The following is a 25,389-nucleotide window of genomic DNA, read 5'->3' on the forward strand; positions in this document are numbered from 1 at the left end:
GGAGAAAACGTCCATGTTGAATTTACAGGCAGTAAATCATTTTTACGGTAATCAGCACTCGCTGTGGAATGTCGATCTTGAACTACGCCCCGGAGAGTGCATTGGCGTACTGGGACGCGAGGGAATGGGAAAAACCACCCTGGTCAACTGCATTGCCGGCCATCTGCCGGTGGCCAGCGGTCGGATGACCTGGCATGACATTGGCGCCCCGCCGTGCGATCTCACCCCCCTGTCCGCTCAGTCGCGCAGCGCCATCGGCATCGGCTACGTGCCGCAGGATAAACGCATCTTTTCCCAGCTCAGCGTGGAAGAGAACCTGCATATTGCCCTGGCGGCCGGGAAACCCGGGGCTAACGCCAGCGGCGGCGAAATTTATGACCATTTTCCCGAACTCTATGCGCTACGGCAGCGCAAAGGCGCTTCGCTAAGCGCCGACGATCAGTACCAGCTGGCGCTGGCCAGGGCGCTGATCGTCCAGCCACGACTGCTGATCCTTGACGAACCCTCACGCGGCGCAGGGCCGCGCTGCCTGCAAAAGCTGGCGGAATTGCTGCTGCGGTTAAATCGCGATATCGGTCTGACGGTGCTGCTCGCCGAGCAGCACCTGCCCTTTATCCGCCGGGTGGCGGATCGGTTCTGTGTCCTTCACCGGGGGCGTAATGTCGCCGAGGGCGATATTATGGCGCTGGATGAACCGCTGCTGGCGCAGTGGATGACGCCAGATCCAGCGCGCTGAGATCCAGATACTGGCCGAGATCGTCGCGCTGCGCGATATCGACAAGCCACGGTATTTCACCAAGAAACGGCGCGGCCAACCGGTTTTTCAGCGTCGCCAGATATTCGCCATGGCGCTTGCCCGGCGGCTGCACGTCATTGGCGATCCAGCCCGCCAGCGGCAGCCCCGCCTGGCGCACCGCCTGGGCGGTAAGCATCGCATGGTTGATACAGCCGAGCTTGACCCCCACCACCAGAATCACCGGCAGCTGCTCCTGCTGCGCCCAGTCGGCGAAGATCAGGGTGTCCGAGAGCGGCGTAAACCAGCCGCCGGCCCCTTCCACCAGTACCCAGTCTGCCAGGCGCTCCAGTTCGCGTAAGCCACTGGAAAGCGCCGCCGCGGCAATCGGTCGCCCTTCATCGGCGCTAATAATATGCGGCGAGGTCGGTTCGGCAAAAGTATAAGGGTTGACCTGTTCATAGCTCAGCGCCACCCGGCTATTACGCTGCAGAGCCAGCGCATCTTCATTGCGTAACCCTTGTGCGGTCAGGTCGCTACCGGAAGCCACCGGTTTATAGCCGGCGGTGTTAAAACCCAACTGGTTCGCCGCCTGCAGCAGTGCGCTGCTGGCGACCGTTTTCCCGACTTCAGTATCGGTTCCGGTGACGAAAAAACGTTTAGTCACGTTCAATGACTCCTGTAAAAAGATAATACGTCAGCGGGCAGATACCCTGCTGTTGCGGCCAGGCCAGCTGCAGTTCGCGCAGTTTGCCGCGGCCAAGCGGGGCGGATGCCCTCCCCTGGTGCAAATGGGTAGCGCCGATGCCCTTCAGGGAGCGCATAGCGCTCAGCGCATCGGCGAACGGCAGGCTAATCTGATGAACGACGCCTTCGGCGCGCAGGCCGCTCAGTGCGGCCCTTACCGCCGGTTCGCTGAGAAAACGGTTGGCATGTGGCCGGTCGTCGATAGCCTGCCACGCTTGATTGAGCTCCGGCAGCGATCCGGCCAGCAGCGTGGTAAACGCCACCCGCCCGCCGGGTCGCACCACCCGGCACAGCTCGCCGATCGCCGCGCGCAGATCGTCGCACCACTGCACCGCCAGGTTGCTCCATGCCAGATCGACGCAGCCATCCGGCAGCGGCAGCGCTTCGATATCGCCCTGCAGATAATGCTGCGCGGCGTCGTGGCGCTGCGCCTGGGCCAGCATGCCGGCGGAGAGATCCAGCGCGGTCACCACGCTGCCCGCCTCACGCCAGTAGCGACTCATGCTGCCGGGGCCGCAGCCGGCATCCAGCACCTGGGCAAAATCGCGGCGCGCCAGCTGGCGCAGCAGCAGATCGGCGCTGCGCCGCTGCAGTTCATCATGTTGCGTATAGCCGCTGGCCGCCCGGCCAAACGCCGCGGCCACCGCCTGCTTATTCACCGTGACCATGCAGCGCCTCCAGTAAACGGTTAATGTCCTCAGCCTGATGAGCGGCGGTCAGGGTCAGACGCAGGCGAGCGCTGCCGACCGGCACCGTCGGTGGTCGGATCGCCGTCGCCCAGCAGCCGGCCTCGCGCAGACGGCAGGCCAGGCTCAGCGCTCGCGCGTTATCGCCGACGATCAGCGGCTGGATCGCGCTGACGGAATCGGTCAGCCCCAGCGACACATCGCCCATCCCTGCACGGAACTGACGGATGCGGGCGGCCAGGGTTTCCCGCCGCTGCTGGCCCTCATCGCTACGAATGACCCGCAGCGCCGCGCTCAGCGCCACCGCCTGGGCGGGCGGCATGGCGGTGCTGTAGATCAGATGACGGGCAAACTGCAGCAGATAATCGGCCATCGATTCGCTGCACAGTACCGCCGCGCCGCTCACCCCAAACGCCTTGCCGAAGGTGACTACCAGCAGCTCCGGGCGAACCGCCTGCGTATGACAGCTTCCGCGCCCTTCATCGCCAATCGCCCCGATTCCGTGAGCATCATCAACCAGTAATAATGCTCCGGCGCTGCGAGCTGCCGCCTGAATGTCAGCCAGCGGCGCGCTGTCGCCGTCCATACTGAAAATGCCTTCAGTCACCACTAACTGCAGACCGTCCAGCGGTTTCGCCAGCAGCTGCGCGAGCTGCTGCGGATCGTTGTGGGCAAAGCGCCGCAGCTGGGCCGGGCTGAGGCTCGCCGCTTCCAGCAGGGAGGCGTGGCTCAGGCGGTCGGCGACAATCCGATCCTCTTTTTCCGCCAGCGCGGCAACCAGTGCCTGATTGGCGGCAAAGCCGGAGATAAACAGTAGCGCGCGCGGGTAACCGAGCCAGTCGGCAAGTTCCTCTTCCAGCGCGCGGTGGGCCTCACTATAGCCGCTCACGTGGCCCGATCCGCCGGAGCCGACGCCATAACGTTCCGCCCCCTGCTGCCAGGCGGCGATAATGCCGGCATGCTGGCTCAGGCCCAGGTAATCATTGCTGGAGAAGTTGAGCCAGCGCTCCCCTTCGCGCTCCAGCCAGCGTCCGGCGCCGTGGCTTACCGGCAGGCGGCGGCGAAACGCATCCGTCTGCTGCCGCTCGTCCAGCGCCCGCTCGATTCGTTGCTGCCAGGTCATAGCGCCGCCGCGTTGTAATATTCCTCAGTGTCGGGGGTGAGTAAGGCCTGCTCCAGGCGCTGCTGCTGCTCATTATCGCCTTCCAGTACCGCCGTCTGCTGCGGGTTGATCCCCAGCTTGCGGAACAACTGCAGGTCTTTGTCCTCTTCCGGGTTCGGCGTGGTGAGCAGCTTGCAGCCGTAGAAAATCGAGTTCGCCCCGGCCATAAAGCACATCGCCTGGGTCTGCTCGTTCATCTGTTCGCGGCCGGCGGAGAGACGCACGTAAGAGGTGGGCATCATGATGCGTGCGATGGCGATGGTGCGGATGAAATCGAAAGCGTCGACATCGTCGTTATCCGCCAGCGGCGTGCCTTTAACTTTCACCAGCATGTTGATCGGCACACTCTCCGGCGGCGTCGGCAGATTAGCCAGCTGCAGCAGCAGCCCGGCGCGATCTTTTACGGTCTCTCCCAGCCCGACGATGCCGCCGGAGCAGACTTTGATCCCGGCATCGCGCACTTTATCCAGCGTATCCAGACGCTCCTGATAGGTACGGGTGGTGATGATGTTGCCGTAAAATTCCGGCGAGGTGTCGAGGTTATGGTTGTAGTAATCAAGCCCCGCGCCGGCCAGGCGCTGCGCCTGGCTGGCGGTCAGGGTACCGAGCGTCATACAGGACTCCAGCCCCAGCGCCTTGACGCCTTTCACCATCTGCTCCAGATAGGGCATATCGCGGTCATTGGGGTTCTTCCACGCCGCGCCCATGCAGAAGCGGGTGGAGCCGGCGTTTTTCGCCTGACGTGCCGACTCCAGCACCTGCTCGACCTCCATCAGGCGCTCGGATTCAAGACCGGTTTTGTAGCGTGCGCTTTGCGGGCAATATTTACAGTCTTCCGGACAAGCGCCGGTTTTAATCGACAGCAACGTACTGACCTGCACCTGACGCGGGTCAAAATGCTGGCGGTGGATTTGCTGCGCTTCGAATAACAGATCGATGAGTGATTTATTAAATAACTCAGTAACTTGCGACATTGTCCAGCGTGCGTGGTGAGCCATTAGCCTCTCCAAAAGGTTTTGTTAATTTGCGGTTCGGTTTATACTCGTAAACCTAAATGTTTTCAAAATGGTTTACAAGTCGCTTATGACACTGGACGATCTCGCCTTCGATCGGCGCCACATCTGGCACCCCTACACCTCTATGACTTCCCCCCTGCCGGTCTACCCGGTGGTTTCCGCCCACGGGTGCGAGCTGTCCCTCGCCGGCGGCGAACAGCTGATTGACGGCATGTCCTCCTGGTGGGCGGCGATCCACGGCTACAATCACCCGCGCCTCAATGCGGCGATGAAAGCGCAGATCGATCAGATGTCGCACGTGATGTTCGGCGGGATCACCCATCCGTCGGCGGTGGCGCTGTGCCGCCAACTGGTGGCGATGACCCCGGAATCGCTGGAGTGCGTTTTCCTCGCCGATTCCGGTTCGGTGGCGGTAGAGGTGGCGATGAAAATGGCGCTGCAGTACTGGCAGGCCAAAGGCCAGCCGCGTCGTCGTTTCCTGACCTTCCGCAACGGCTATCATGGCGACACGTTCGGCGCGATGTCGGTCTGCGATCCGCAGAATTCAATGCACAGCCTGTGGCAGGGCTACCTGCCGGATAACCTGTTTGCTCCCGCGCCGCAAAGCCGCTTCGACGGCGAGTGGGATGAGCTGGATATGGTGCCGTTTGCCCGCCTGATGGCCGCGCATCGCCACGACATCGCCGCGGTGATCCTCGAACCGATCGTCCAGGGCGCCGGCGGAATGCGGATGTACCATCCGGAGTGGCTGAGGCGGGTGCGTAAAATGTGCGACCGGGAAGGGATTTTGCTGATCGCCGATGAGATTGCTACCGGCTTTGGCCGCACCGGCAAACTGTTCGCCTGCGAACACGCTGGTATCGCCGCCGATATTCTGTGTCTGGGTAAAGCGCTGACCGGCGGCACCATGACTCTTTCCGCCGCACTGACCACCCGCGAGATCGCGGAAACCATCAGCAATGGCGAAGCCGGCTGCTTTATGCACGGCCCCACCTTTATGGGCAATCCGCTGGCCTGCGCGGTGGCAAGCGAAAGCCTGCGCCTGCTGGAGAGCGGCGAGTGGCAACAGCAGGTGGCGGCGATTGAAGCCCAACTACAGGCCGAGCTGGCTTCGGCGCGGGGATCTGCGCTGGTCGCCGATGTGCGCGTGCTGGGCGCGATTGGCGTGGTTGAAACCCGGCGTCCGGTAAATATGGCCGCCCTGCAGCGCTTTTTCGTCGAACAAGGGGTGTGGATCCGCCCGTTTGGCCGTCTGATTTATCTGATGACCCCGTACATCATCACGCCCAAACAGCTGACCCGCCTGACCCGTGCGGTCAACCTGGCCGTGCAGGACGAAACATTTTTTAGCGAATAAACAGCGGATTTGCGCCGCCGGGAAGGCTACACTTCTTTGTTAATCTGCACATTATCAATGAGGATGAAGCATGAAATTGATCAGTCACGATCTCCAGGACGGCGGCAAGCTGCCCAATCGTCACGTCTTCAACGGCATGGGCTATGATGGCGACAATATTTCGCCGCACCTGATGTGGGATGATGTGCCCGCGGGCACCAAAAGCTTTGTCGTCACCTGCTACGACCCGGATGCACCGACCGGTTCCGGCTGGTGGCACTGGGTGGTAGCCAACCTGCCTGCCGATACTCGGGTGCTACCACAGGGTGCCGGCTCCGGTCAGGCGGAGCTACCGGAAGAGGCCGTTCAGACCCGCACCGATTTTGGTAAGGCAGGCTACGGCGGCGCGGCGCCGCCGAAGGGTGAAACCCACCGCTACATTTTTACCGTCCACGCCCTGGATATCGATAAGATTGATGTCGATGCCGAGGCCAGCGGCGCGATGGTCGGCTTTAACGTCCATTTCCATTCCCTCGCCAGCGCTTCCATCACCGCCCTGTTTAGTTAATTATCCCCCCGGATAGCGGCTTACGCCTTATCCGGGCTACTCGCTACAGTCAGTGCCATTTGTAGCCCCGGTAAGCGCAGCGCCACCGGGGAGATTGACCTTACTGTTCCGTGGCCACCTGCAGCGCGGTTTTACGCACGCGCGCGTACCACACCACCGTCAGCAGCCCCAGCCAGACCAGCCCGGCTAACAGCGCCACGCGCGTCTCTTCCACCATTCCCAGCACGGCGATCACCAGCCCCATAAACAGTAGCGTCAACAGCGGGCCAACCGGCCAGAAGGGGATCGGGAATTCGATCTTACTGCGCTCTTCGGCCGACAAACCGCGACGCATCGAGAAATGAGAGAGCAGGATCATCAGCCATACCCAGACGGTAGCGAACGCCGCCAGCGAGGCAATCAGGACAAAGACCTGTTCCGGCATCAGATAGTTAAGCACCACCGCCACCAGCAGCGCCACGCCCATCACCACCACCGTCATCCAGGGTACACCGTTGCTGGCGAGCCGCTGGAAGCACTTCGGCGCCAGCCCCTCTTTCGACATGCCGTACATCATGCGCCCGGCGCCAAAAATATCGCTGTTAATCGCCGAGATACTGGCGCTAATCACGATGATATTCAGCACGGTCGCCGCCGCCGGGATCCCCAGACCATCGAAGATCAGCACAAACGGACTGCCCTGCTCGCCAAAACTATTCCACGGGAAGATCGCCATCAGCACCGCCAGGGTGCAGACGTAAAACAGAATAATACGCAGCGGAATGGTGTTGATGGCCTGCGGGATGACCTTCTTCGGGTTCTGCGCTTCCGCCGCGGTGACGCCGATAATTTCCACCCCGCCGAAGGCGAACATCACAATGCCGAGCGAAGCGATGATCCCCTGCCAGCCATGTGGCGCAAAGCCGCCGTGGCTCCACAAATTTTCCAGCCCGGTAGCCGGGAAACTATGGCCAAAGCCAAAGAAGATGATCCCCGCGCCCGCCGCCATCATGGCGATAATCGCCACCACTTTAATCAGCGACAGCCAGAACTCCATCTCGCCGAACACCCGCACGTTGCACAGGTTCATCGCGCCAATAAAGAAAATGATGCTGAGGATCCAGATCCAGCGCGGCACATCGGGATACCACAACCCCATATAGATACCGAACGCGGTGACGTCGGCCAGCGCCACGATCACCATTTCAAAGGTATAGGTCCAGCCGGTGATAAACCCGGCGAGCGGCCCGAGATACTGGCGCGCATAGCTGCCAAAGGAGCCGGAAACCGGATTGCGCACCGCCATTTCACCCAGCGCGCGCATGACCATAAAGACCGCCGCGCCGCCAATCAGGTAGGCCAGCAGCACCGCCGGGCCCGCCGCCTTAATGGCGGAGGCCGAACCGTAGAACAGCCCGGTGCCGATAGCGGAACCGAGCGCAATAAAACGAATGTGTCGGGCATTCAGCCCGCGCAGCAGATGCGGTTTGTGTTGTTGTTGCATATACAGGTGTCCTGATTTTTTTATATGACGACAAATATGCGATGTAGGTCGGCCGGGGGAATGACTTCCCCCGACGCGGGTACAGAGAACAACGGTGATTAATGCAGTACGGCAGGCAGCAGACGCGTCAGGTGACGTGCAGCCAAAAGTGCAATGGCATTTTCAATATCAGGGGCGAAGAAACGATCCTGCGTATAGTGAGATACGCGTTCGCGCAGCAGATGGCGCGCCTCTTCCAGCAGCGGACTGGTGGTCAGCCCTTCGCGCATATCCAGGCCCTGCACCGCCGCCAGCCACTCAACGGCCAGTACGCCGCGGGTGTTTTCCGCCATCGCCCACAGCCGACGGCCGGCAGCCGGCGCCATCGAGACGTGGTCTTCCTGGTTGGCGGACGTCGGCAGGCTGTCAACGCTATGCGGGTGTGACAGCGCTTTGTTTTCACTGGCCAAAGCCGCCGCTGTGACCTGGGCAATCATAAACCCGGAGTTGACGCCGCCATTTTTCACGAGGAACGGCGGCAGCTGCGACATATGGCTGTCCATCATCAGCGCGATACGACGCTCGGAGAGCGAGCCGATTTCGGCGATCGCCAGCGCGATATTATCCGCCGCCATCGCCACCGGTTCGGCGTGGAAGTTACCGCCGGAGATGACGTCATTTTCGGCGGCAAAGACCAGCGGGTTATCGGAGACCGCATTCGCTTCGGCTAACAGTACTTCCGCCGCCTGGCGGATCTGCGTCAGGCAGGCGCCCATCACTTGCGGCTGGCAGCGCAGTGAGTACGGATCCTGAACCTTGGTGCAATTATGATGCGACCGCGAGATCGCGCTGTCATCGGTCAACAGGTGACGATACAGTGCCGCCGCATCAATCTGCCCGCGCTGGCCGCGCACCTCGTGAATACGCGCGTCGAACGGACGACGCGAACCCAGCGCCGCTTCAGTGGTTAACGCCCCGCAGACGACCGCGGAGGCGAACAGATCTTCGGCTTCGAACAGACCGCGCAGGGCAAAAGCGGTTGAGGCCTGGGTGCCGTTGAGTAGCGCCAGGCCCTCTTTCGCCGCCAGGGTTATCGGCTCCAGCCCCGCCTGACGCAGCGCGTCGGTCGCTGGCAGCCATTCGCCACCGCGAACCCGCGCTTTGCCTTCACCCAGCAGGGTCAGCGACATATGCGCCAGCGGCGCGAGGTCACCGGAGGCGCCGACGGAACCTTTCGCCGGGATCCACGGCGTCACGCCGGCATTGACCAGGCCAATCAGCGCCTGGATCACGCTCAGGCGGATCCCGGAGAAACCGCGAGACAGGCTGTTAATCTTCAGCACCATAATCAGGCGCGCCAGGTCATCGTCCAGCGGCTCACCTACGCCCGCCGCATGGGACAGCACCAGCGAACGCTGCAGGTTCTCCAGATCGTCCGTCGAGATACGGGTTTGCGCCAGCAGGCCAAAACCGGTGTTGATACCGTAGGCGGTACGCCCTTCGGCAAGGATGGCGTTGACGCAGGCCACGCTCTCATCAATGGCGGCAAACGCGCTGCTGTCGAGGGTAATGTTCAGCGGGTGGCTGTAAACCTCGCGGAGCTGCGACAGGCTCAGTTTCCCCGGAATGAGCGTTAACGATTTCATTTAGCGTTCCCCTGCGTTGCTGCCACCATCGGAAGATTCAGACCCTGTTCTGCTGCGCATTCAATAGCAATATCGTAACCCGCATCGGCATGACGCATCACGCCGGTCGCCGGGTCGTTGCGCAGGACGCGAGCGATACGCGCCGCCGCTTCATCGGTACCGTCACAGACGATAACCATCCCGGAGTGCTGCGAGAAGCCCATACCTACGCCGCCGCCGTGGTGCAGCGACACCCAGGTCGCGCCGCTGGCGGTGTTAAGCAAGGCGTTCAGCAGCGGCCAGTCTGATACCGCATCTGAGCCGTCGCGCATGGCTTCGGTTTCGCGGTTCGGGCTGGCGACGGAGCCGGAATCAAGGTGATCGCGGCCAATCACGATCGGCGCGGAGACTTCGCCGCTGCGCACCATTTCGTTAAACGCCAGACCGAGCTTCTGACGCCACTCCAGACCTACCCAGCAGATACGCGCCGGCAGTCCCTGGAAGCTGATGCGCTCGCGCGCCATATCCAGCCAGTGGTGCAGATGCTTATCATCTTTAATGATCTCTTTCACTTTCGCGTCGGTTTTGTAGATATCCTGCGGATCGCCGGACAGCGCTACCCAACGGAACGGGCCGATACCCCGGCAGAACAGCGGGCGGATATACGCCGGCACGAAACCCGGGAAATCGAAGGCGTTGCTGACGCCCACTTCCTGCGCCATCTGGCGAATGTTGTTGCCGTAGTCGAAGGTCGGCACCCCCATCTCGTGGAAGGCCAGCATCGCCTGCACGTGGTCGGCCATTGAGCGTTTCGCCGCCAGAATGGTGCCCTGCGGATCGGATTCGGCTTTCTGCTGATACTCCTCCCAGCTCCAGCCTTTCGGCAGATAGCCATGCAGCGGATCGTGGGCGCTGGTCTGATCGGTAACCATATCCGGGCGCACGCCGCGTTTCACCAGCTCTGGCACGATATCCGCAGCGTTGCCGCACAGCGCGATGGAGATGGCGCGGCCTTCGGCGGTGTATTTTTTGATGCGCGCCAGGGCGTCATCCAGAGAAGTGGCCTGTTCATCCACGTAGCGGGTACGCAGACGGAAATCGATGCGGCTCTGCTGACATTCGATGTTCAGCGAGCAGGCGCCCGCCAGCGTCGCGGCCAGCGGCTGCGCGCCACCCATGCCGCCCAGACCGGCGGTTAACACCCAGCGCCCTTTCAGGCTGCCCTGATAGTGCTGGCGACCGGCTTCGACGAAGGTTTCGTAGGTGCCCTGCACGATGCCCTGGCTACCGATGTAGATCCAGCTGCCGGCGGTCATCTGGCCGTACATCGCCAGCCCTTTGGCATCCAGTTCGTTGAAGTGTTCCCAGGTGGCCCAGTGCGGAACCAGGTTGGAGTTAGCGATCAGCACGCGCGGCGAGTTTTCATGCGTTTTAAAGACGCCGACCGGTTTGCCGGACTGCACCAGCAGAGTCTCGTCGCTTTCCAGGTTTTTCAGCGCCTTCACGATAGCGTCATAGCATTCCCAGTTGCGCGCAGCGCGACCAATACCGCCATAGACCACCAGCTCATGCGGGTTTTCAGCGACATCGGGATCGAGGTTGTTCATTAACATACGCAGCGGCGCTTCGGTCAACCAGCTCCTGGCGGTCAGCGTCGTGCCTCTCGGTGCACGGACGTCCAGCTGGCGATATTTGCTTTGCGACATCGGGGTTTCTCCTGACAATTAACGTTGTGTACGTAGATACATATACTTGTCTATACAACTCTGCGCAAGCCAGGATTTAACAGAAATGATACAATTTTGTTATATTGCGTCAGCAATCACGTTTTGCTGACGCCAGGGAAAATTACGAGCTGAAATGGCCCTGCAGACGGTAGCGCGCGCCGGGGAACAGCAGGCGAGCGTGTGAGACGATATGCGTCTTCGACCAGGTGCGACGGCGAATGAGCAGGCAGGGATCGTGCGGCAGAATGCGCAGCAACGCGCACTCCTCTGACGTCGCCTGCACCGCCTCGACAATATGTTCGCCTTCGGTTAATGGCGCGATCAGCGACAGATAATCATGCGGCGTGGTAGTGGTGTAATCCTGTAACAAGTAATCCGGCACCACCGCAGCATTCACGCAGCGATCTTCGATTTGTACCGGAACCTCGTTTTCGAAATGCACCATCCGTGAATGAAAGATACGCGTGCCTTCGGCGACGGTGAGCGCCTCCGCCTGAATGAGATCGGCTTCGGTCTCCTCCAGCAGCAGCACTTCACAGCGGTGCTGATGGCGACGAGAGACAATTTCATCGGCAATGCTGCGCACTTCAAACAGCGCCGACTGCCCTTTCGGCTCGGCGACGAAGGTCCCGACCCCCTGCAGCCTGACCAGCAGGCCTTCATCCGTCAGCTCGCGCAGCGCGCGGTTGATGGTCATCCGGCTGAAGCCGAACTGGGCAACCAGTTCAGCCTCCGAGGGAATTCGGTCGTGCGGACGCCACTCGCCGCGGTAGATTTTTTCGCTAATCGCCTGCTTCACCTTTTCATAGAAAGGCGCGGGCGCGGAACGAGGTTGTTGTGCAAACATGGCCTGGCTTTCCTTATGCATAATAAGCGGAGCGGCGAAGCGAAAATAATAGCGCGGATCGCTAGCGCCACCAATGGGCGATTTGCCATGCCAGACGGGCCGCCGCGCGGGCACCCTGTCCGTCGATGTCAAATTGCGGATTAAACTCGACCAAATCCACCGCCTGCAGCTTTCCGCTGCGGCACAACAGCTCAACGATGCGCAGCAGGATTGCCAGCGGCACGCCCAGCGCAGCCGGCGCGGAAACCGCCGGCATTTCGCGCGCCGGCAGCACGTCGAGATCGATGGTCAGATACAGACGATCGTACTGCGCGATATTGCGCTCCAGCTCCGGCAACACGTGAGTGTCGAAGTCCGCCAGCACCGCCAGATCTTCAACGACAGCCACCTGGCGGCGCGCTGCTTCATCCCATAGCGCCTGGGTGTTCGCCGCCCGGCTGACGCCGATGCAGGTATAGTGAAAACCGCGCTGCTGGGCGTCACACTCCAGCGCCAGCTGGCGGAACGGCGTCCCGGAGCTGGCGCATTCGGCAAAGCGTAAATCCAGATGCGCATCGAGATTAATAATGCCCACTTTTTCGCTCGGGAAGGCATCCAGAACCCCAGCGCCATGGCCGAAGGCCGTCTCATGACCGCCGCCCAGGACCAGCGTGCGTTTGCCGGCACGCTGGCAGGCGGCCACCGCCTCGCGCAGCGCCTGATGCGCGGCTTCTAACTGTTCGCCATCGACGCTAATCGTGCCCATATCCACACAGCGGTCGTGGCCCTGATGGCTGGCCATATTGGCCAGCGCCCGGCGCAGCGCTTCCGGACCATGCCCGGCGCCGGTACGCCCTTTGTTACGCCGGACCCCTTCGTCACAGGCGAAGCCGAGCAGCGCGATATCGCCGGGCATCGCCTGCGGCGCGAAGCGTTCCGCGCGGGCGATAGTCTGGAACAGGCGCAGCGCATTGGGCGCTTCCGCGCTATCATCGCGTCCCTGCCAGAGACTGGCGGGCGTAGCTTGCCACAGCATCATTGCCGTTCTCCTCGTACCACGCGTCCCCAGAGCGGCGCGCGCCCCGGCTCATACACCATCTCGACCGGATGCTCGGCATCCCAGATGGCAAAGTTAGCCACAAAGCCCGCCGCCAGCTGACCGTGGCTGTCCTGCCGCCCCAGCGCCCGCGCGGCATGGCGCGTTACCCCGGCCCAGGCCTCTTCCGGCGTTAAACCAAACTTGACGCAGGCCATGTTCATCGCCAGATGCAGGCTGGCGAAGGGGCTGGTGCCGGGGTTGAAATCGGTCGCCACCGCCATCGGCACCTGGTATTTGCGCAGCAGTTCCACCGGCGGTTTGCGGGTTTCATTAAGGAAGTAGAACGCGCCGGGGAGCAGAGCTGCCACGGTGCCGCTTTCGCGCATCGCCGCCACGCCCTCTTCCGTCAGATACTCGATATGGTCGGCGGACAGTCCGTGATAGCGGCTCACCAGTTGTGCGCCGCCCAGCGACGAGAGCTGCTCAACGTGGCCTTTTACCGGAATGCCCAGCGCCTGCGCCGCCTGAAAGACGCGCTCAGTTTGCTGCGGGCTGAAGCCAACGTTTTCGCAAAAGACGTCAACGCTTTCAAACAGTCCCTCCTGCCACAGCGTCGGCAGTATGGTCTCGCAGACCAGCGAGATATAGCCATCGGCGTCGCCATGATATTCCGGCGGCGTGGCGTGAGCGGAGAGCAACGTCGCCGACAGTTCCACGCCATTGTCGTCGGCCAGCTGGCGGGCGACCCGCAGCATTTTGCGTTCGTTTTGCAGATCGAGACCGTAGCCTGATTTAATCTCCAGGGTGGTCACCCCTTCACGCAGCAGGCGCGCCAGACGCGGCTGCGCCAGCGCCAGTAGTTCAGCTTCGCTGCTGTCGCGCGTGGCGCGCACGGTGGAATTAATCCCACCGCCGTTAGCGCTGATGGTTTGATAGGAGACGCCGTTCAGCCGCTGCTCCCACTCCTGCGCCCGGCTGCCGCCAAAGATCAGGTGGGTATGGCAGTCGATTAAACCCGGCGTAACCAGCCGGCCTTCGAGATCGATACTGCGCCCGCCGGGGGCGTCAGCGTCGGCGACAATTGCCTCAATGCGGCCATTGCGCACCAGCAGCGCATGGCGCTCCAGCAGACCGTAGGGTTGAGAGTAATCAGGGTTCAGGGTGGCGAGACGCGCGTTTCGCCAGATAACGCGTTCAGAGGTGGCTTGAGTCATAACGCTTAACTTGTCATGGGTTGTATAGACATTTATTTTCATAACGCCGATAAAGTCAACAATAGCGCGGGGAAATGTTATTTTTTTGTGACTAAAGACCATCCAGCAGGACTGAACGTTGCGTAAAGACGGTAAGTTTTTCCGCCCATGTCTTCCCGTTTCGTTCAAGTTAGTATAAAACAGCAGGTTTTAAAGGACTTATACCCTGGCGTCTCAGCCGGGGTATTTCACTACGCTTAATTTTGCCCGGAGCAACATGAACACATATTCCGTTTCCCGTCTGGCGCTGGCGCTGGCCTTCGGCGTGACGCTGTCCGCCTGTAGCTCGACGCCTGCCGATCAACAGCCCTCTACGCAGACTGCACCGGGCACCACCGCGCGTCCCATTCTGAACGCCGATGAAGCGAAAAACTTTACCCCGGCGGCCTATTTCCAGTCGCTGACTCCCAATGCCGCGGCCTGGACGCCATCTGCCATCAGCCTGCCGGCGCAGCCTGACTTTATCGTTGGCCCGGCGGGAACCCAGGGCGTGACCCATACCACCGTCCAGGCGGCGGTCGATGCGGCGATTGCCCGTCATTCAAATCGCCGTCTGTTTATTGCCATCATGCCTGGCGAGTACCCGGGAACGGTTTACGTACCGGCGGCGCCTGGCGCCCTGACCCTGTATGGTACTGGCGACAAGCCAATTGACGTGAAAATCAGCGAAGCCATTGATTCTGAAATGGATCGCAACACCTGGCGCCGTCTGGTCAATCCGGGCGGTAAATATATGCCAGGCAAACCGGCATGGTATATGTTCGATAGCTGCCAGAATAAATCCGCGGCCACCGTCGGCGTGATGTGCTCTGCGGTCTTCTGGTCGCAGAATAACGGCCTGCAGCTGCAGAACCTGACCATCGCCAACAACCTTGGCGACAGCGTCGACGCCGGTACTCACCAGGCCGTCGCCCTGCGCACCGATGGCGATCAGGTGCAGATCAACAAGGTCAATATTCTTGGCCGTCAGAACACCTTCTTTGTGACCAACAGCGGCGTGCAGAACCGTCTGCAGGATAACCGCCAGACCCGCACCCTGGTGACCAACAGCTACATTGAAGGCGATGTGGATATCGTGTCCGGTCGCGGCGCGGTGGTATTTGATAACACCGATTTCCGCGTGGTGAACTCGCGTACCCAGAAAGAAGCCTATGTTTTCGCGCCGGCTACCCTGAAGAGCGTGACCTACGGCTTCCTGGCGACCAACAGCCGCTTTACCGCGTCCGGCGATAACGTCGCGCAGCTGGGCCGCGCGCTGGACGTTGACGGCAACAGCAATGGCCAGGTCGTGATCCGCGACAGCGTCATCAATGAAGGCTTTAACATCGCCCAGCCGTGGGCGGCAGCGGTCGGTTCAAACCGTGCCTTTAGCGGTAACGTTGGCGCAGTAGATGCCAAAGGCAATCTGCAGCGCAACCTCAACGACAATAGCGTCAATCGCATGTGGGAATATAACAACCGCGGCGTGGGAAGCACTGTGGTCGCCGAGCCGAAACAGTAACGCGCAACAAGCGTGAACCATAATAAAAGAGAGGGCGATGCCCTCTCCCAGACTGCTGACAACGTGCAATCTTCAGGAATTGCCCGGCGGCGCTGCGCTTGCGCGGGCCTACAGATAACTGCATAACGGTTTGATATTGAAGTCTTTCGTAGGCCGGGTAAGGCGAATGCCGCCACCCGGCAGAAATGCGAGCACAATGACGAAACAGGTTTGTCGTCAGCCAGAGAGGGGGCGATGCCCCCTCTTCTCTTTTGCGTGTTCTCTTTTGCGTACTGCACGTCACGCCGTCAGGCGGTTCGCCATTTGCGGGTCAGCGGTTTTTCCAGTTCAACGATCAGGAACATCGCGAAGCCGATGATGAAGGTGATCACCCAGTAGCGGAACGGCAGCCCGGTGGTACCGAACAGCATCTGCATAAACGGCGCATAGATAATCAGCAGCTGCAGCACCAGCAGCACGCCGCTGACAATCCAGATCCCTTTGTTAGCCAGCAGACTTTTCGTCAACGAGAAACCATCCGACACGCGGCAGTTCAGCATATAGAACCATTGGGCGGTGACCAGGGTCTGCAACAGCACGGTACGGATAAACTCCGGCGAATAGCCGCGCGGCTGCAGCCAGGCTTCGAGAATAAATGCGCTGACCGCAATCATCGACCCCACAAACGCCACGCGCCAGATGGCAAAGCCGTCCATGACGTGAATTTTCGGATCACGCGGCGGCCGCCGCATAATATTTTTCTCACCGGCTTCAAACGCCAGACCAAACGACAGCGTGGCGGAAGTGGCCATGTTCATCCACAGGATCAGCACCGGCGTCAGCGGCAGTACGTTGCCCGCCAGCAGCGCGATCACGATCAGTAACCCCTGCGCAAGGTTGGTCGGCATGACAAAGAGAATGGTTTTCTTCAGGTTGTCATACACCCGACGCCCCTCGCGGACCGCGCTGGCGATGGTGGCGAAGTTATCATCGGTCAGCACCATATCGGCGGCTTCCTTGGTCACCTCGGTCCCCTTGATCCCCATCGCCACGCCGACGTCAGCCTGCTTCAGCGCCGGAGCATCGTTCACCCCGTCGCCGGTCATCCCGACAATCTCTTTCTTGCTCTGCAGGGCCTGCACCAGGCGGAACTTATCTTCCGGGCTGGTTCGGGCAAAGATATCATACTGCTGCGCGGCCACGCTCAGCTGCGCGTCGTCCATCACCTCCAGTTCGCGCCCGGTAATGGCATTCCCCGCATTGCCAATCCCCAGCATCTTGCCGATACTCATCGCCGTTTGCGGATGGTCGCCGGTGATCATCTTCACGCGGATCCCGGCCTGCAGGCAGTCGGCAATCGCCGTGATGGCCTCCGGACGCGGCGGATCCATCATCCCGGCAACCCCTAACAAAATCACCCCCTGCTGCAGATCCTGATGGGTTAGTTCCGTCTGGCCTGCGGAAGCCGGCTTCCAGGCCGCGGCCACCATCCGTAGCCCTTCCCGGGCGTACTCTTCAATTTTGCCTTCCCAGTACGGTAGATCCAGCGGCTGCAATCCGCTGTCGCTCTGCTGATATTGACACAGGCGGAACAGGACATCCGGCGCGCCAGTGACCAGCACCACCTCCTCTTCACCCAGCCGGTAGAGGGTCGACATGTATTTATATTGCGAATCAAAAGGAATTTTACTGCGCAGCTCGCTGGTCAGCGGCGGCAGAGTAACCTTCGCCGCCAGTACCTTCAGCGCCCCCTCGGTCGGGCCACCGGTGATTTTCCACAACCCGCTCTCATCTTTAATAAGCTGACTGTCGTTACACAGATCGATGGTACGCAGATAGCGTTCGAACAGCGTGCCAGGCGCGACCGCGACCGGCGTCGGGTCATCAATGGCGTGGATCTTACCGACCGGCTCATAGCTATCCCCTTCCACCCGATAGACGCTGTCCGCGGTGATCACCGCCTTCACCGTCATTTCGTTCATGGTGAGGGTCCCGGTTTTATCCGAACAGATAACCGTCATCGCGCCGAGGGTTTCCACCGTCGGCAGCTTGCGGATAATCGCTTTCTGGCGCGCCATCGCCTGCACACCGAGCGACAGAATAATCGAGATAATCGCCGGCAAGCCTTCCGGGACTGACGCCACCGCGAGGCTAATCAACGACAGCATCAGTTCGGAGACCGGCATATCGCGGAACAGCAGGCTAAAGACGAACAGCGCCGCCATCATCACCAGAATGAGGATAAAGATGGCTTTGCCCAGCTTGTCCATTTGCACCAGCAGCGGCGTACGGTGTTTTTCAATGCCCGCCATCATCTGGTTGATGTGACCCAGCTCGGTATCGCCGCCGGTTGCCACCACGATCCCTTTGCCCGCCCCTGAGCTGACGGTGGTACCGGAAAACAACAGGTTGCTGCGATCGCCGAGCGGTAAATCGCCGCTCAGCGGCTCGGTGGTTTTTTCCACCACCGTTGACTCCCCGGTGAGGATGGCCTCTTCCACCCGCAGGTTGTGCGCCTCAATCACCCGTAAATCAGCGGGGATACGGTCGCCGGCGCGGATCACCACGATATCGCCGGGTACCAGCGAGGTGGTGGGGATGGTTTCATGGTTACCCTGGCGGATCACTACCGCTTCGCTGGACAGCATATTGCGGATACTCTGCAGCGATTTCTCCGCATTACTTTCCTGGATGAAGCCAATCAGCGCATTGACGACCGCCACCGCGAGGATCACCGCCATGTCGATCCAATGGCCCATCACCGCCTTCAGCAGCGCCGCCGCCAGCAGCACGTAGATCAGTACATCGTTAAAATGCACGATAAAACGCAGCCAGGCTGGCTTACCCGGCTTCTGCGGCAGGGCGTTTTCGCCATACTGCTGCAGGCGTGTGGCCGCTTCTGTCCCGCTAATGCCCTCCGGCGTACTTTGCACGCTGGCGAGCGTCTCCTCGACGGAACGCTGATAGAAGGGCGCCCCCGGTTTATCTGTATTCATACTCTCTCCCTCGATTTCTGAAGCGGAAGTCAGGACGACATCCCGCCGTCATCAGCGCACAACGAAAACCGGTACATGGGCGTAGCGCACGATGTTTGCCGCTTCAGAGCCCAGAAGATGGGTCTGGATCCCCGGATTGCGCGAACCGACAATCACCACGTCCGCTTTCAGCTCATCGGCCAGGTCAATCACTTGATCGCGAATATTGCCACTGCGCACATAAAGATGGCTGGTCTCTTCCGCCAGAGAATTTTTCTTTACCAGATCGCTGAGTTTTTCCTTAGCGGTAGAAATCAAATGCTCTTCCATCTTTCGCGCATCAGAGATAAATCCACGCGTTAATACCGGTGAAAATGCCGGAATAACATGCACAAGATGAATTTGCCCGGCAGAGTGCTGGGCGAGGAATTTCGCATGAGAGAGGGCTTTGTCGGCCAGGCCTGCATCAAACACGTCAACGGGAACAACGATATTTTTATACATGAGATAATCCTTTTATTACCAATACAATGCGTAGTGATGAATAGCCCCATACTTGGGGAGGAAGCAAATCTCAACAACAGAAGCGGCAAGCGGAATCAATGTTATTAAACGTAGCACAGGAAAATTAACATTAGAAAATGAGCCATTAATAGACTGAAAAATATTATAAAAGCCCGCGAAAGCCCGCAGATCTCCTGCCCTTAACCCCTTGACGCCAACAGCGACGCGGTATTCTCTTTTTTAACACTTCATGTTTTCTCCGACTATGCTGATTACAAGCAGGAGTGCCGCACCGAATGTCCGACGGTCACACATTGTGCCGGGCGAAATGACATTCGCGGTTCGGGTGGGAGTTAAGGGAGAAAATCATGTTTGGTTATAGCCTGTTACGTCTGGGATTGTTTGTCGCGCTGGCCATTGTCGCCTGTACACTGGTAGGACTATTCACCTATCTGGTTGTCGCCGCCCTCGCAGAATAAGAGTGCGCCGCCTAATAAAAACGTAAAATAAATCATAAGTCTGAGGGGAATACTGTGAACCGTTATTTTTCTCTCATCCCGGTTGTTATTTTATTAACAACCGCTTGCGATCAGAAAGCGCCGTCCGTCGAAGCCGCTCCCCGGATGGTCAAGGTGGCGCAAGTCACCGCCGTGGGTAACACCCAGCAGCGGACGTTTCCAGCCCGCATCGAGTCTGGCGACTCCACCGAACTGTCGTTTAAACGGGGTGGTCAGGTGGAGTCACTGGATATTCGCCAGGGTGCAACCCTAACTCAGGGACAAACGCTGGCGCGTCTGAATGCCCGCGAAGCCCAGCAGCGGGTCAATGAGCGACAAACGGCGGCAACCCTCGCCCAGCGTCAGTTTGATCGTTTCCAGACCCTGGCAGGACGTCAGGCGATTTCCCAGGCGGAGATGGACGTGCAGCGCGCCAATCGCGATGCCGCCAACGCGGCCTTGAAAATTGCCCGTGAAGAGCTGGCGCAAATGAGTCTCACCGCCCCCTTCGGCGGGATTGCCGCCGGCGTGCATATCCGTAATCATCAGGTGGTCGCCGCTGGCCAGCCGGTGATTACCCTGACGCGTACCGACCTGCTCGATGTGGTCTTCAGCATTCCGGAAAATCTGTTCACCTCGCTCGATATCCGCAATACCGCCTACCGCCCCGTCGTCAGGATCAATACTCTGCCGGGCCGCGAGTTTACCGCGGAATACAAAGAGCATACCGGCAGCAGCGACAACAGCACCCTCACCTGGCAGATCATTTTAACCATGCCGCGACCAGATGATTTTCCCACCGTCGGCGGGGTTAGCGGCACCGTGACGGTCAATCTCGGCAATTTGCCGGCCAGCGCCGGACGGGAAACCCTCGTAGTGCCCGTGGAAGCAGTGTTTAACCCCGATAACCGACCGAAGAATGAACCGGTCGTCTGGGTGGTAAAAGGCGAAAACGCCCATCTGTATCTTGAGGAGCGCAGAGTCACGGTCGGGGAAGTGACCTCGCAGGGAGTGATGATCACCGAAGGGCTCCGTGCGGGCGAACAGGTGGTTGCAGCGGGGGTAAGCGACCTCCACGACCGGCAGCCGGTGCGGATCTGGACGCGTGAACGAGGATTATAAATGGACATTTCCCGTCAGTTTATTAACAACCCGACCCGCGTCTGGTTAGCCATTTTGCTGTTGGGGGTGGGTGGCCTGTTCGCCCTGCTCAATATTGGCCGCCTGGAAGATCCCGCCTTCACCATCAAAACGGCGGTGATCGTCACCCACTACCCTGGCGCGTCCGCTCAGCAGGTGGAGGAGGAGGTGACCCTGCCGCTGGAAAACGCGATTCAGCAGCTTCCCTCGCTGGATAACGTCAGCTCCATCTCCTCGAATGGCTTATCGCAAATTACAGTGAATATTGCTTCGCAGTACCATTCCAGCGAACTGCCGCAAATCTGGGATGAGCTGCGTCGCCGCGTCGGTGACGCCAGCCGGCTTTTTCCCCCGGGGGTAGTCCCCTCCTTCGTCAATGATGACTTTGGCGATGTGTTTGGCTTTTTCTTCGCCATTTCGGGCGACAGTTTTACCAATCCTGAGCTGGTGCGCTATGCCGAGCAGTTGCGCCGTGAGCTGGTGCTGGTGCCGGGCGTCGGCAAAGTCGCCATTGGCGGCGCGATTCCACAGCAGATCAATGTTGATATCTCGCTGGCGAAAATGGCGGCGCGCGGTATTACGCTTAACCAGCTTGCCGCTATCCTGACCCGGCTCAACGTGGTATCCAGCGCCGGGGAGATCCGCGCCGGCAGCGAATCGATCCGCCTTCACCCCACCGGGGAGTTTCAGAATATCGATGAACTGGGGGATCTTCTGGTCAGCCCTCATGGCGCCAGCGCCACCACCCGACTACGGGATATTGCCACGTTGTCGCGCGGGCTGACCGACTCTCCCTCCAGTATCTATCATGCCAACGGCCGCCAGGCGGTGACCATGGGGGTCTCCTTTATCCCTGGCGTTAACGTCATTGACGTGGGGCATGCCCTCGAAGCCCGACTTCAGCAGATGGCCGCCGATAAACCGGCGGGTATCGACATCGCCATTTTTTACGATCAGGCGGCAGAGGTCGCCCACTCGGTCAATGGTTTTATTACCAACTTCCTGATGGCCCTGGCGATCGTCGTCGGCGTGCTGCTGGTGTTCATGGGGGTGCGCAGCGGGATCATTATTGCTTTGTCGCTGGCGCTCAACGTCCTCGGCACTCTGCTTATCATGTATATCTGGGGGATCGAGTTACAGCGAATCTCCCTCGGGGCGCTGATCATCGCCCTGAGTATGTTGGTGGACAATGCCATTGTCATTGTCGAAGGGGTGCTGATCGCCCGCCAGCAAGGATCTCCGCTGCTGGGCGCGATTAATTATGTGATCCGCCGCTCCGCCCTGCCGCTGCTCGGCGCCACCGTTATTGCCATCCTCGCCTTCGCGCCAATTGGCCTTTCCCAGGACTCCACCGGGGAGTATTGCAAATCCCTGTTCCAGGTGCTGCTGATCTCCCTGATGCTCAGCTGGTTTTCCGCCCTGACCATCACGCCGGTACTCATCAAGTGGTGGTTGTTTAAAAACGCCCCGTCGGCCGAGGCGCCGAAGGAAAAAGCCGATCCCTACCGCGGCCGCTTCTATCGTGGCTATCAGCAGACGCTGCGAATACTGCTGCAGCAAAAGACCCTGACGCTGGTGCTGATGGGCGCGCTGTTAGCCGGGGCGATCTGGGGCTTCACCTTCGTCCGGCAGAATTTCTTTCCGTCATCGAATACGCCCATTTTCTTTGTCGACCTGTGGTTGCCCTACGGTACCGATATTAACGCCACCGAGCAGATGACCCGCGATATTGAGCGGTCGATCGCCAGCCAGCCGGGGGTGGCTACCACCGTCTCCACCATTGGCCAGGGCAGTATGCGATTTATTCTCACCTACAGCGGGCAGCGCCAGTACAGCAACTACGCGCAGATTATGGTGCGGATGGACGACCAGCGCAGTATCGCCCCCGTCACCCGCCACGTCGAGGCCTGGATTGCCAGAAACTACCCGCAGGTGAACGCCAGCACCAAACGCATTATGTTCGGCCCGTCCGGCGATAGCGCGATTGAAGTGCGCATTAAGGGCCCTGATCCGGATACCCTGCGCGCGCTGGCCAGTCAGGTGGGCGACATTCTCGCCGCGGATCCGGCGACCGACAGCGTACGTAACGACTGGCAGAACCGCAGCAAGGTGATCCGCCCGCAATACTCTCTGGCGTTGGGACGTGAGCTGGGGGTGGATAAACAGGATATTGATAGCGCGCTGGAGATGAATTTCTCCGGCAGTCGCGCCGGGTTATATCGCGAGGGCGCCGACCTGCTGCCGGTTATCGTCCGTCCGCCGGAAGCGGAGCGACAGGATGCCAATCACCTGAATAACGTGCTGGTCTGGAGCCAGAGCCGGCAGCAGTATATTCCGTTGAGTAACGTCATCCATGGCTTCTCGCTGGAGTGGGAAGATCCATTGATTCTCCGTCGCGATCGCACCCGCGTGCTTACCGTTCAGACCGACCCCAGCCCGCAAAGCGGCCAAACGTCGGGCGATATCCTTGCCAGGGTGAAACCACGCATTGACGCGCTGACGCTGCCGCATGGCTACCGCATCGAATGGGGCGGCGATGCGGAGAACTCCAGTGAAGCGCAGCAAGGGCTGTTCACGACCCTACCGCTTGGCTATCTGGTGATGTTTATCATTACGGTGCTGATGTTCAGTTCGCTGAAAAACGCTGTTGCCATCTGGCTGACCGTCCCGCTGGCGCTGATCGGCGTCACGCCCGGTTTTTTGCTGACCGGCATCCCTTTCGGCTTTATGGCCTTAATCGGCCTGCTTAGCCTCAGCGGTATGCTGATCCGCAACGGCATTGTGCTGGTGGAAGAGATAGAGCAACAAAAACAGGAGAAAGATCAAAGACAAGCAATCATTGATGCGGCAACCTCTCGTCTGCGGCCGATCCTGCTGACCGCCTTTACCACTGTGCTTGGCCTTGCCCCGCTGCTGCGCGATGTCTTTTTCCAGAGTATGGCGGTGGTGATCATGTTCGGCCTCGCCTTTGCCACCGTACTGACGCTACTGGTTCTGCCGGTAATTTACGCTTGCTTCCACCATAAGGATATGACGCCTCAACGATGAACAGTACCGGTCTCAGCATTATCAAGACATTAGGCTGTATGACAGCGGTGACCTTTTTCACTATCTATAACACCTGGGATCACTATGATTATGACTATCACTGGATCCTCGGGCTGCTGACCTTTATCTCGACCATCGCGACGCCGTTGTTTTTTGTGGTGGCTGGTTATCTTGATGCACAGACGCGTCACGATGCCAACTGGCAAATCGGCAAAATTAAAAGCGTGGTCATCGTCTTTCTGTTCTGGGTAACGGTCTATTATGTCTGGGAGCCTTATCAGCGCGGCTACCTGATCCAGCCCTGGTTTATTTTCGCCCTGATCGTGATCTATACCTTCCATCCCTTTATCGCCTGGCTCAGCCAGCGGCGGGGCCTGTTTTTCACCGTGGTTCTGACGCTGCTGTGCTGCGCTTATGGTTACGACCTGCTCTCGGTGCTCTACCCGGACAAACATCTCTTCAGCCTGCCGCCGCAGTATCGTCTGTGGACATGGCTACTTTTTTATTTAACCGGGCAGTTGTTTAACGATCCGCGAGTCACGGAGTGGATACGCGACCCGCGGGTGATTAAAGCCTCCATTATCGCCCTGCCCTTTGTCTATTTATTTACCTGGTTTTATGAACGCCATTTTTTCTTCGCGCTGTTTAAAGCCGATCGCAATGCGTTCATTCTGACGGGATCGCAAATTTATATTCTGATCGTCCTGCTGGTGATCGCCGCTAACGCCGTGCAGTTTAAAAAGAACCGCGAACTGAAGGAGGCGGTGCTGGCGACGGTTAGCAAAGCGATGACCGGGGTCTATATTCTGCACTACTCCGTTTTCCACCTGCTGGTGATGCTGATCCCTATTCACTCGTTAGCCACCAAGCTGGGCGTGATTGCGCTAACGTTTATCCTGTCGGTGCTCATTTCTCTCGCTGTGCTCTCCAGCACGCTGCTCAAGAAGGTGATAACCCTGTGACAAACGACGCGGCAACTTAGCGGAAACTCCACTGGATGCTAATCACAAACACGCTGGGAATAATGATGCCGCTCTCAAGGGCGAAATAGTCGGTAAAGTTGTACTGAATGGCATGGTAGATATAGGGGGAAAAGCCGATCCCGGTGGCGTCCTTAAAATCTTTGTAGGAGCCATGATCGCCGCAATGCTCAAAGGCGTCGAAGAAGAATTCGCCGGTGTAGCCGTAGACCCCTTTAAAGGTCCATCCACTGCCGTTGTGGTACCAGTCTCTTCTCACCCCCAGCGCCAGGCAACGATCGTCGAAACTATTGTTCATCGTGCCAATCAGCAGACTATATTTCGAATCTTCCGAGAATTTCCGCTCTACCGAGAAAAAGTGGTTTTCAAAATTCTCAGTATATTGTCCGTGGTTATTGGTCAGATGGTAAACATAGGAACCAGTATTTACCGAATAGAGATTAATTTCTTTCGCCTGCGCGAAAGCGGCTAACCCGGCCAGGAGCATCACGCTTTTACCACGCATCATCCCTCCTCAGTCCTCTATGCCTGTCCATGAACAGAATGCTTTTGTCGTATTTACCGGTCGTTATGCTGCTGCGACAC

Annotated in this window: 20 protein-coding genes; 7 read left to right on the forward strand and 13 right to left on the reverse strand. The window is 59.4% G+C overall.

Annotated features, from left to right (window positions below; translation table 11 throughout):
• Positions 1-13 precede the first annotated feature (13 nt).
• The gene (locus HMPREF3142_RS20870; protein ID WP_008805739.1) at positions 14-736 is read left to right on the forward strand and encodes an ABC transporter ATP-binding protein; all 723 of its coding nucleotides are present in this window, start codon (positions 14-16) and stop codon (positions 734-736) included.
• Here HMPREF3142_RS20870 and bioD read toward each other — a convergent pair.
• Genes bioD through bioB form a run of 4 tightly spaced genes read right to left on the reverse strand, consistent with a single transcriptional unit; the run spans position 678 to position 4,326 of the window.
• Positions 678-1,400 carry a dethiobiotin synthase gene (gene bioD, locus HMPREF3142_RS20875; RefSeq protein ID WP_032753899.1) on the reverse strand — a complete coding sequence of 241 codons (723 nt, stop codon included), beginning with the start codon at positions 1,398-1,400 and terminating at the stop codon, positions 678-680. The two genes, HMPREF3142_RS20870 and bioD, sit on opposite strands and share 59 nt — an antisense overlap.
• Positions 1,393-2,148: a malonyl-ACP O-methyltransferase BioC gene (bioC, locus tag HMPREF3142_RS20880; RefSeq protein ID WP_012542398.1), complete on the reverse strand. Its 756-nt coding sequence runs from the start codon at positions 2,146-2,148 to the stop codon at positions 1,393-1,395. The genes bioD and bioC overlap by 8 nt, the downstream gene beginning before the upstream one ends.
• Entirely contained in the window at positions 2,132-3,289 is a 1,158-nt protein-coding gene (gene bioF, locus HMPREF3142_RS20885) for an 8-amino-7-oxononanoate synthase (protein WP_012542399.1), read from the reverse strand. The genes bioC and bioF overlap by 17 nt, the downstream gene beginning before the upstream one ends.
• The gene (gene bioB, locus HMPREF3142_RS20890; protein WP_016160524.1) at positions 3,286-4,326 is read right to left on the reverse strand and encodes a biotin synthase BioB; all 1,041 of its coding nucleotides are present in this window, start codon (positions 4,324-4,326) and stop codon (positions 3,286-3,288) included. Before bioB ends, bioF begins: the two co-directional genes overlap by 4 nt.
• Before the next feature lie 85 nt (positions 4,327-4,411).
• Here bioB and bioA point away from each other — a divergent pair, with 85 nt between their 5' ends.
• Positions 4,412-5,701: an adenosylmethionine--8-amino-7-oxononanoate transaminase gene (bioA, locus tag HMPREF3142_RS20895; RefSeq protein WP_070612584.1), complete on the forward strand. Its 1,290-nt coding sequence runs from the start codon at positions 4,412-4,414 to the stop codon at positions 5,699-5,701.
• A 70-nt stretch (positions 5,702-5,771) separates the two neighbouring features.
• Entirely contained in the window at positions 5,772-6,248 is a 477-nt protein-coding gene (locus HMPREF3142_RS20900; RefSeq protein ID WP_008805732.1) for a kinase inhibitor, read from the forward strand.
• A gap of 100 nt (positions 6,249-6,348) precedes the next feature.
• On the opposite strand, the gene HMPREF3142_RS20905 is transcribed toward HMPREF3142_RS20900, so the two are convergent.
• From HMPREF3142_RS20905 to hutI, 6 genes are all read right to left on the reverse strand, one after another.
• Positions 6,349-7,731 (reverse strand): amino acid permease, encoded by a 1,383-nt coding sequence (locus HMPREF3142_RS20905; protein ID WP_012968669.1) that lies wholly within the window; start codon positions 7,729-7,731, stop codon positions 6,349-6,351.
• Positions 7,732-7,829: 98 nt separating this feature from the next.
• Positions 7,830-9,356: a histidine ammonia-lyase gene (gene hutH / locus HMPREF3142_RS20910; RefSeq protein ID WP_032729716.1), complete on the reverse strand. Its 1,527-nt coding sequence runs from the start codon at positions 9,354-9,356 to the stop codon at positions 7,830-7,832.
• Positions 9,353-11,041: a urocanate hydratase gene (gene hutU / locus HMPREF3142_RS29980; RefSeq protein ID WP_008805729.1), complete on the reverse strand. Its 1,689-nt coding sequence runs from the start codon at positions 11,039-11,041 to the stop codon at positions 9,353-9,355. The genes hutH and hutU overlap by 4 nt, the downstream gene beginning before the upstream one ends.
• Positions 11,042-11,183: 142 nt before the next feature.
• Complete coding sequence (locus HMPREF3142_RS20920) at positions 11,184-11,909, reverse strand: histidine utilization repressor (protein ID WP_008805728.1); 726 nt, start codon at positions 11,907-11,909, stop codon at positions 11,184-11,186.
• 61 nt (positions 11,910-11,970) lie between these two features.
• A complete protein-coding gene (gene hutG / locus HMPREF3142_RS20925; RefSeq protein WP_064170847.1) occupies positions 11,971-12,927 on the reverse strand; it encodes a formimidoylglutamase in 957 nt (318 codons plus the stop codon).
• A complete protein-coding gene (gene hutI, locus HMPREF3142_RS20930) occupies positions 12,924-14,243 on the reverse strand; it encodes an imidazolonepropionase (RefSeq protein WP_176747626.1) in 1,320 nt (439 codons plus the stop codon). The genes hutG and hutI overlap by 4 nt, the downstream gene beginning before the upstream one ends.
• A gap of 154 nt (positions 14,244-14,397) precedes the next feature.
• Between hutI and HMPREF3142_RS20935 the strand changes: the two genes are divergently transcribed.
• Positions 14,398-15,681, forward strand: a complete 1,284-nt coding sequence (locus tag HMPREF3142_RS20935; RefSeq protein WP_008805725.1) for a putative acyl-CoA thioester hydrolase — start codon at positions 14,398-14,400, stop codon at positions 15,679-15,681.
• A 287-nt stretch (positions 15,682-15,968) separates the two neighbouring features.
• Here the strand turns inward: HMPREF3142_RS20935 and HMPREF3142_RS20940 are convergent, their stop codons facing one another.
• Positions 15,969-18,656 carry a cation-transporting P-type ATPase gene (locus tag HMPREF3142_RS20940; protein WP_008805724.1) on the reverse strand — a complete coding sequence of 896 codons (2,688 nt, stop codon included), beginning with the start codon at positions 18,654-18,656 and terminating at the stop codon, positions 15,969-15,971.
• A 51-nt stretch (positions 18,657-18,707) separates the two neighbouring features.
• On the reverse strand, positions 18,708-19,139 hold the full coding sequence (locus HMPREF3142_RS20945) for a universal stress protein (protein ID WP_008805723.1): 432 nt from the start codon (positions 19,137-19,139) through the stop codon (positions 18,708-18,710).
• A gap of 533 nt (positions 19,140-19,672) precedes the next feature.
• On the opposite strand from HMPREF3142_RS20945, the gene HMPREF3142_RS20950 reads away from it, so the two are divergent.
• The 3 genes from HMPREF3142_RS20950 to HMPREF3142_RS20960 are packed head-to-tail and all read left to right on the forward strand — an operon-like array spanning position 19,673 to position 24,786.
• The gene (locus HMPREF3142_RS20950) at positions 19,673-20,758 is read left to right on the forward strand and encodes an efflux RND transporter periplasmic adaptor subunit (protein ID WP_077270063.1); all 1,086 of its coding nucleotides are present in this window, start codon (positions 19,673-19,675) and stop codon (positions 20,756-20,758) included.
• Positions 20,759-23,824, forward strand: coding sequence for an efflux RND transporter permease subunit (locus tag HMPREF3142_RS20955; RefSeq protein ID WP_012542407.1), 3,066 nt, complete (start codon positions 20,759-20,761; stop codon positions 23,822-23,824).
• 38 nt (positions 23,825-23,862) lie between these two features.
• On the forward strand, positions 23,863-24,786 hold the full coding sequence (locus HMPREF3142_RS20960; RefSeq protein ID WP_162493330.1) for an acyltransferase: 924 nt from the start codon (positions 23,863-23,865) through the stop codon (positions 24,784-24,786).
• Positions 24,787-24,802: 16 nt separating this feature from the next.
• On the opposite strand, the gene HMPREF3142_RS20965 is transcribed toward HMPREF3142_RS20960, so the two are convergent.
• On the reverse strand, positions 24,803-25,309 hold the full coding sequence (locus HMPREF3142_RS20965; protein ID WP_012542408.1) for a hypothetical protein: 507 nt from the start codon (positions 25,307-25,309) through the stop codon (positions 24,803-24,805).
• Between the last annotated feature and the right edge of the window lie 80 nt (positions 25,310-25,389).

It is taken from the genome of Klebsiella sp. HMSC16C06, assembly GCF_001808325.1.
Taxonomy (GTDB): domain Bacteria; phylum Pseudomonadota; class Gammaproteobacteria; order Enterobacterales; family Enterobacteriaceae; genus Klebsiella; species Klebsiella variicola.

Coding starts and splice junctions, on each gene's coding strand:
- HMPREF3142_RS20870 (WP_008805739.1), top strand. CDS start 14: ATGTTGAATTTACAGGCAGTAAATCATTTTTACGGTAATCAGCACTCG.
- bioC (WP_012542398.1), bottom strand. CDS start 2,148: ATGGTCACGGTGAATAAGCAGGCGGTGGCCGCGGCGTTTGGCCGGGCG.
- bioF (WP_012542399.1), bottom strand. CDS start 3,289: ATGACCTGGCAGCAACGAATCGAGCGGGCGCTGGACGAGCGGCAGCAG.
- bioB (WP_016160524.1), bottom strand. CDS start 4,326: ATGGCTCACCACGCACGCTGGACAATGTCGCAAGTTACTGAGTTATTT.
- bioA (WP_070612584.1), top strand. CDS start 4,412: ATGACACTGGACGATCTCGCCTTCGATCGGCGCCACATCTGGCACCCC.
- HMPREF3142_RS20900 (WP_008805732.1), top strand. CDS start 5,772: ATGAAATTGATCAGTCACGATCTCCAGGACGGCGGCAAGCTGCCCAAT.
- HMPREF3142_RS20905 (WP_012968669.1), bottom strand. CDS start 7,731: ATGCAACAACAACACAAACCGCATCTGCTGCGCGGGCTGAATGCCCGA.
- hutH (WP_032729716.1), bottom strand. CDS start 9,356: ATGAAATCGTTAACGCTCATTCCGGGGAAACTGAGCCTGTCGCAGCTC.
- hutU (WP_008805729.1), bottom strand. CDS start 11,041: ATGTCGCAAAGCAAATATCGCCAGCTGGACGTCCGTGCACCGAGAGGC.
- HMPREF3142_RS20920 (WP_008805728.1), bottom strand. CDS start 11,909: ATGTTTGCACAACAACCTCGTTCCGCGCCCGCGCCTTTCTATGAAAAG.
- hutG (WP_064170847.1), bottom strand. CDS start 12,927: ATGATGCTGTGGCAAGCTACGCCCGCCAGTCTCTGGCAGGGACGCGAT.
- hutI (WP_176747626.1), bottom strand. CDS start 14,243: ATGGTCTTTAGTCACAAAAAAATAACATTTCCCCGCGCTATTGTTGAC.
- HMPREF3142_RS20935 (WP_008805725.1), top strand. CDS start 14,398: ATGAACACATATTCCGTTTCCCGTCTGGCGCTGGCGCTGGCCTTCGGC.
- HMPREF3142_RS20940 (WP_008805724.1), bottom strand. CDS start 18,656: ATGAATACAGATAAACCGGGGGCGCCCTTCTATCAGCGTTCCGTCGAG.
- HMPREF3142_RS20945 (WP_008805723.1), bottom strand. CDS start 19,139: ATGTATAAAAATATCGTTGTTCCCGTTGACGTGTTTGATGCAGGCCTG.
- HMPREF3142_RS20955 (WP_012542407.1), top strand. CDS start 20,759: ATGGACATTTCCCGTCAGTTTATTAACAACCCGACCCGCGTCTGGTTA.
- HMPREF3142_RS20960 (WP_162493330.1), top strand. CDS start 23,863: ATGACAGCGGTGACCTTTTTCACTATCTATAACACCTGGGATCACTAT.
- HMPREF3142_RS20965 (WP_012542408.1), bottom strand. CDS start 25,309: ATGCGTGGTAAAAGCGTGATGCTCCTGGCCGGGTTAGCCGCTTTCGCG.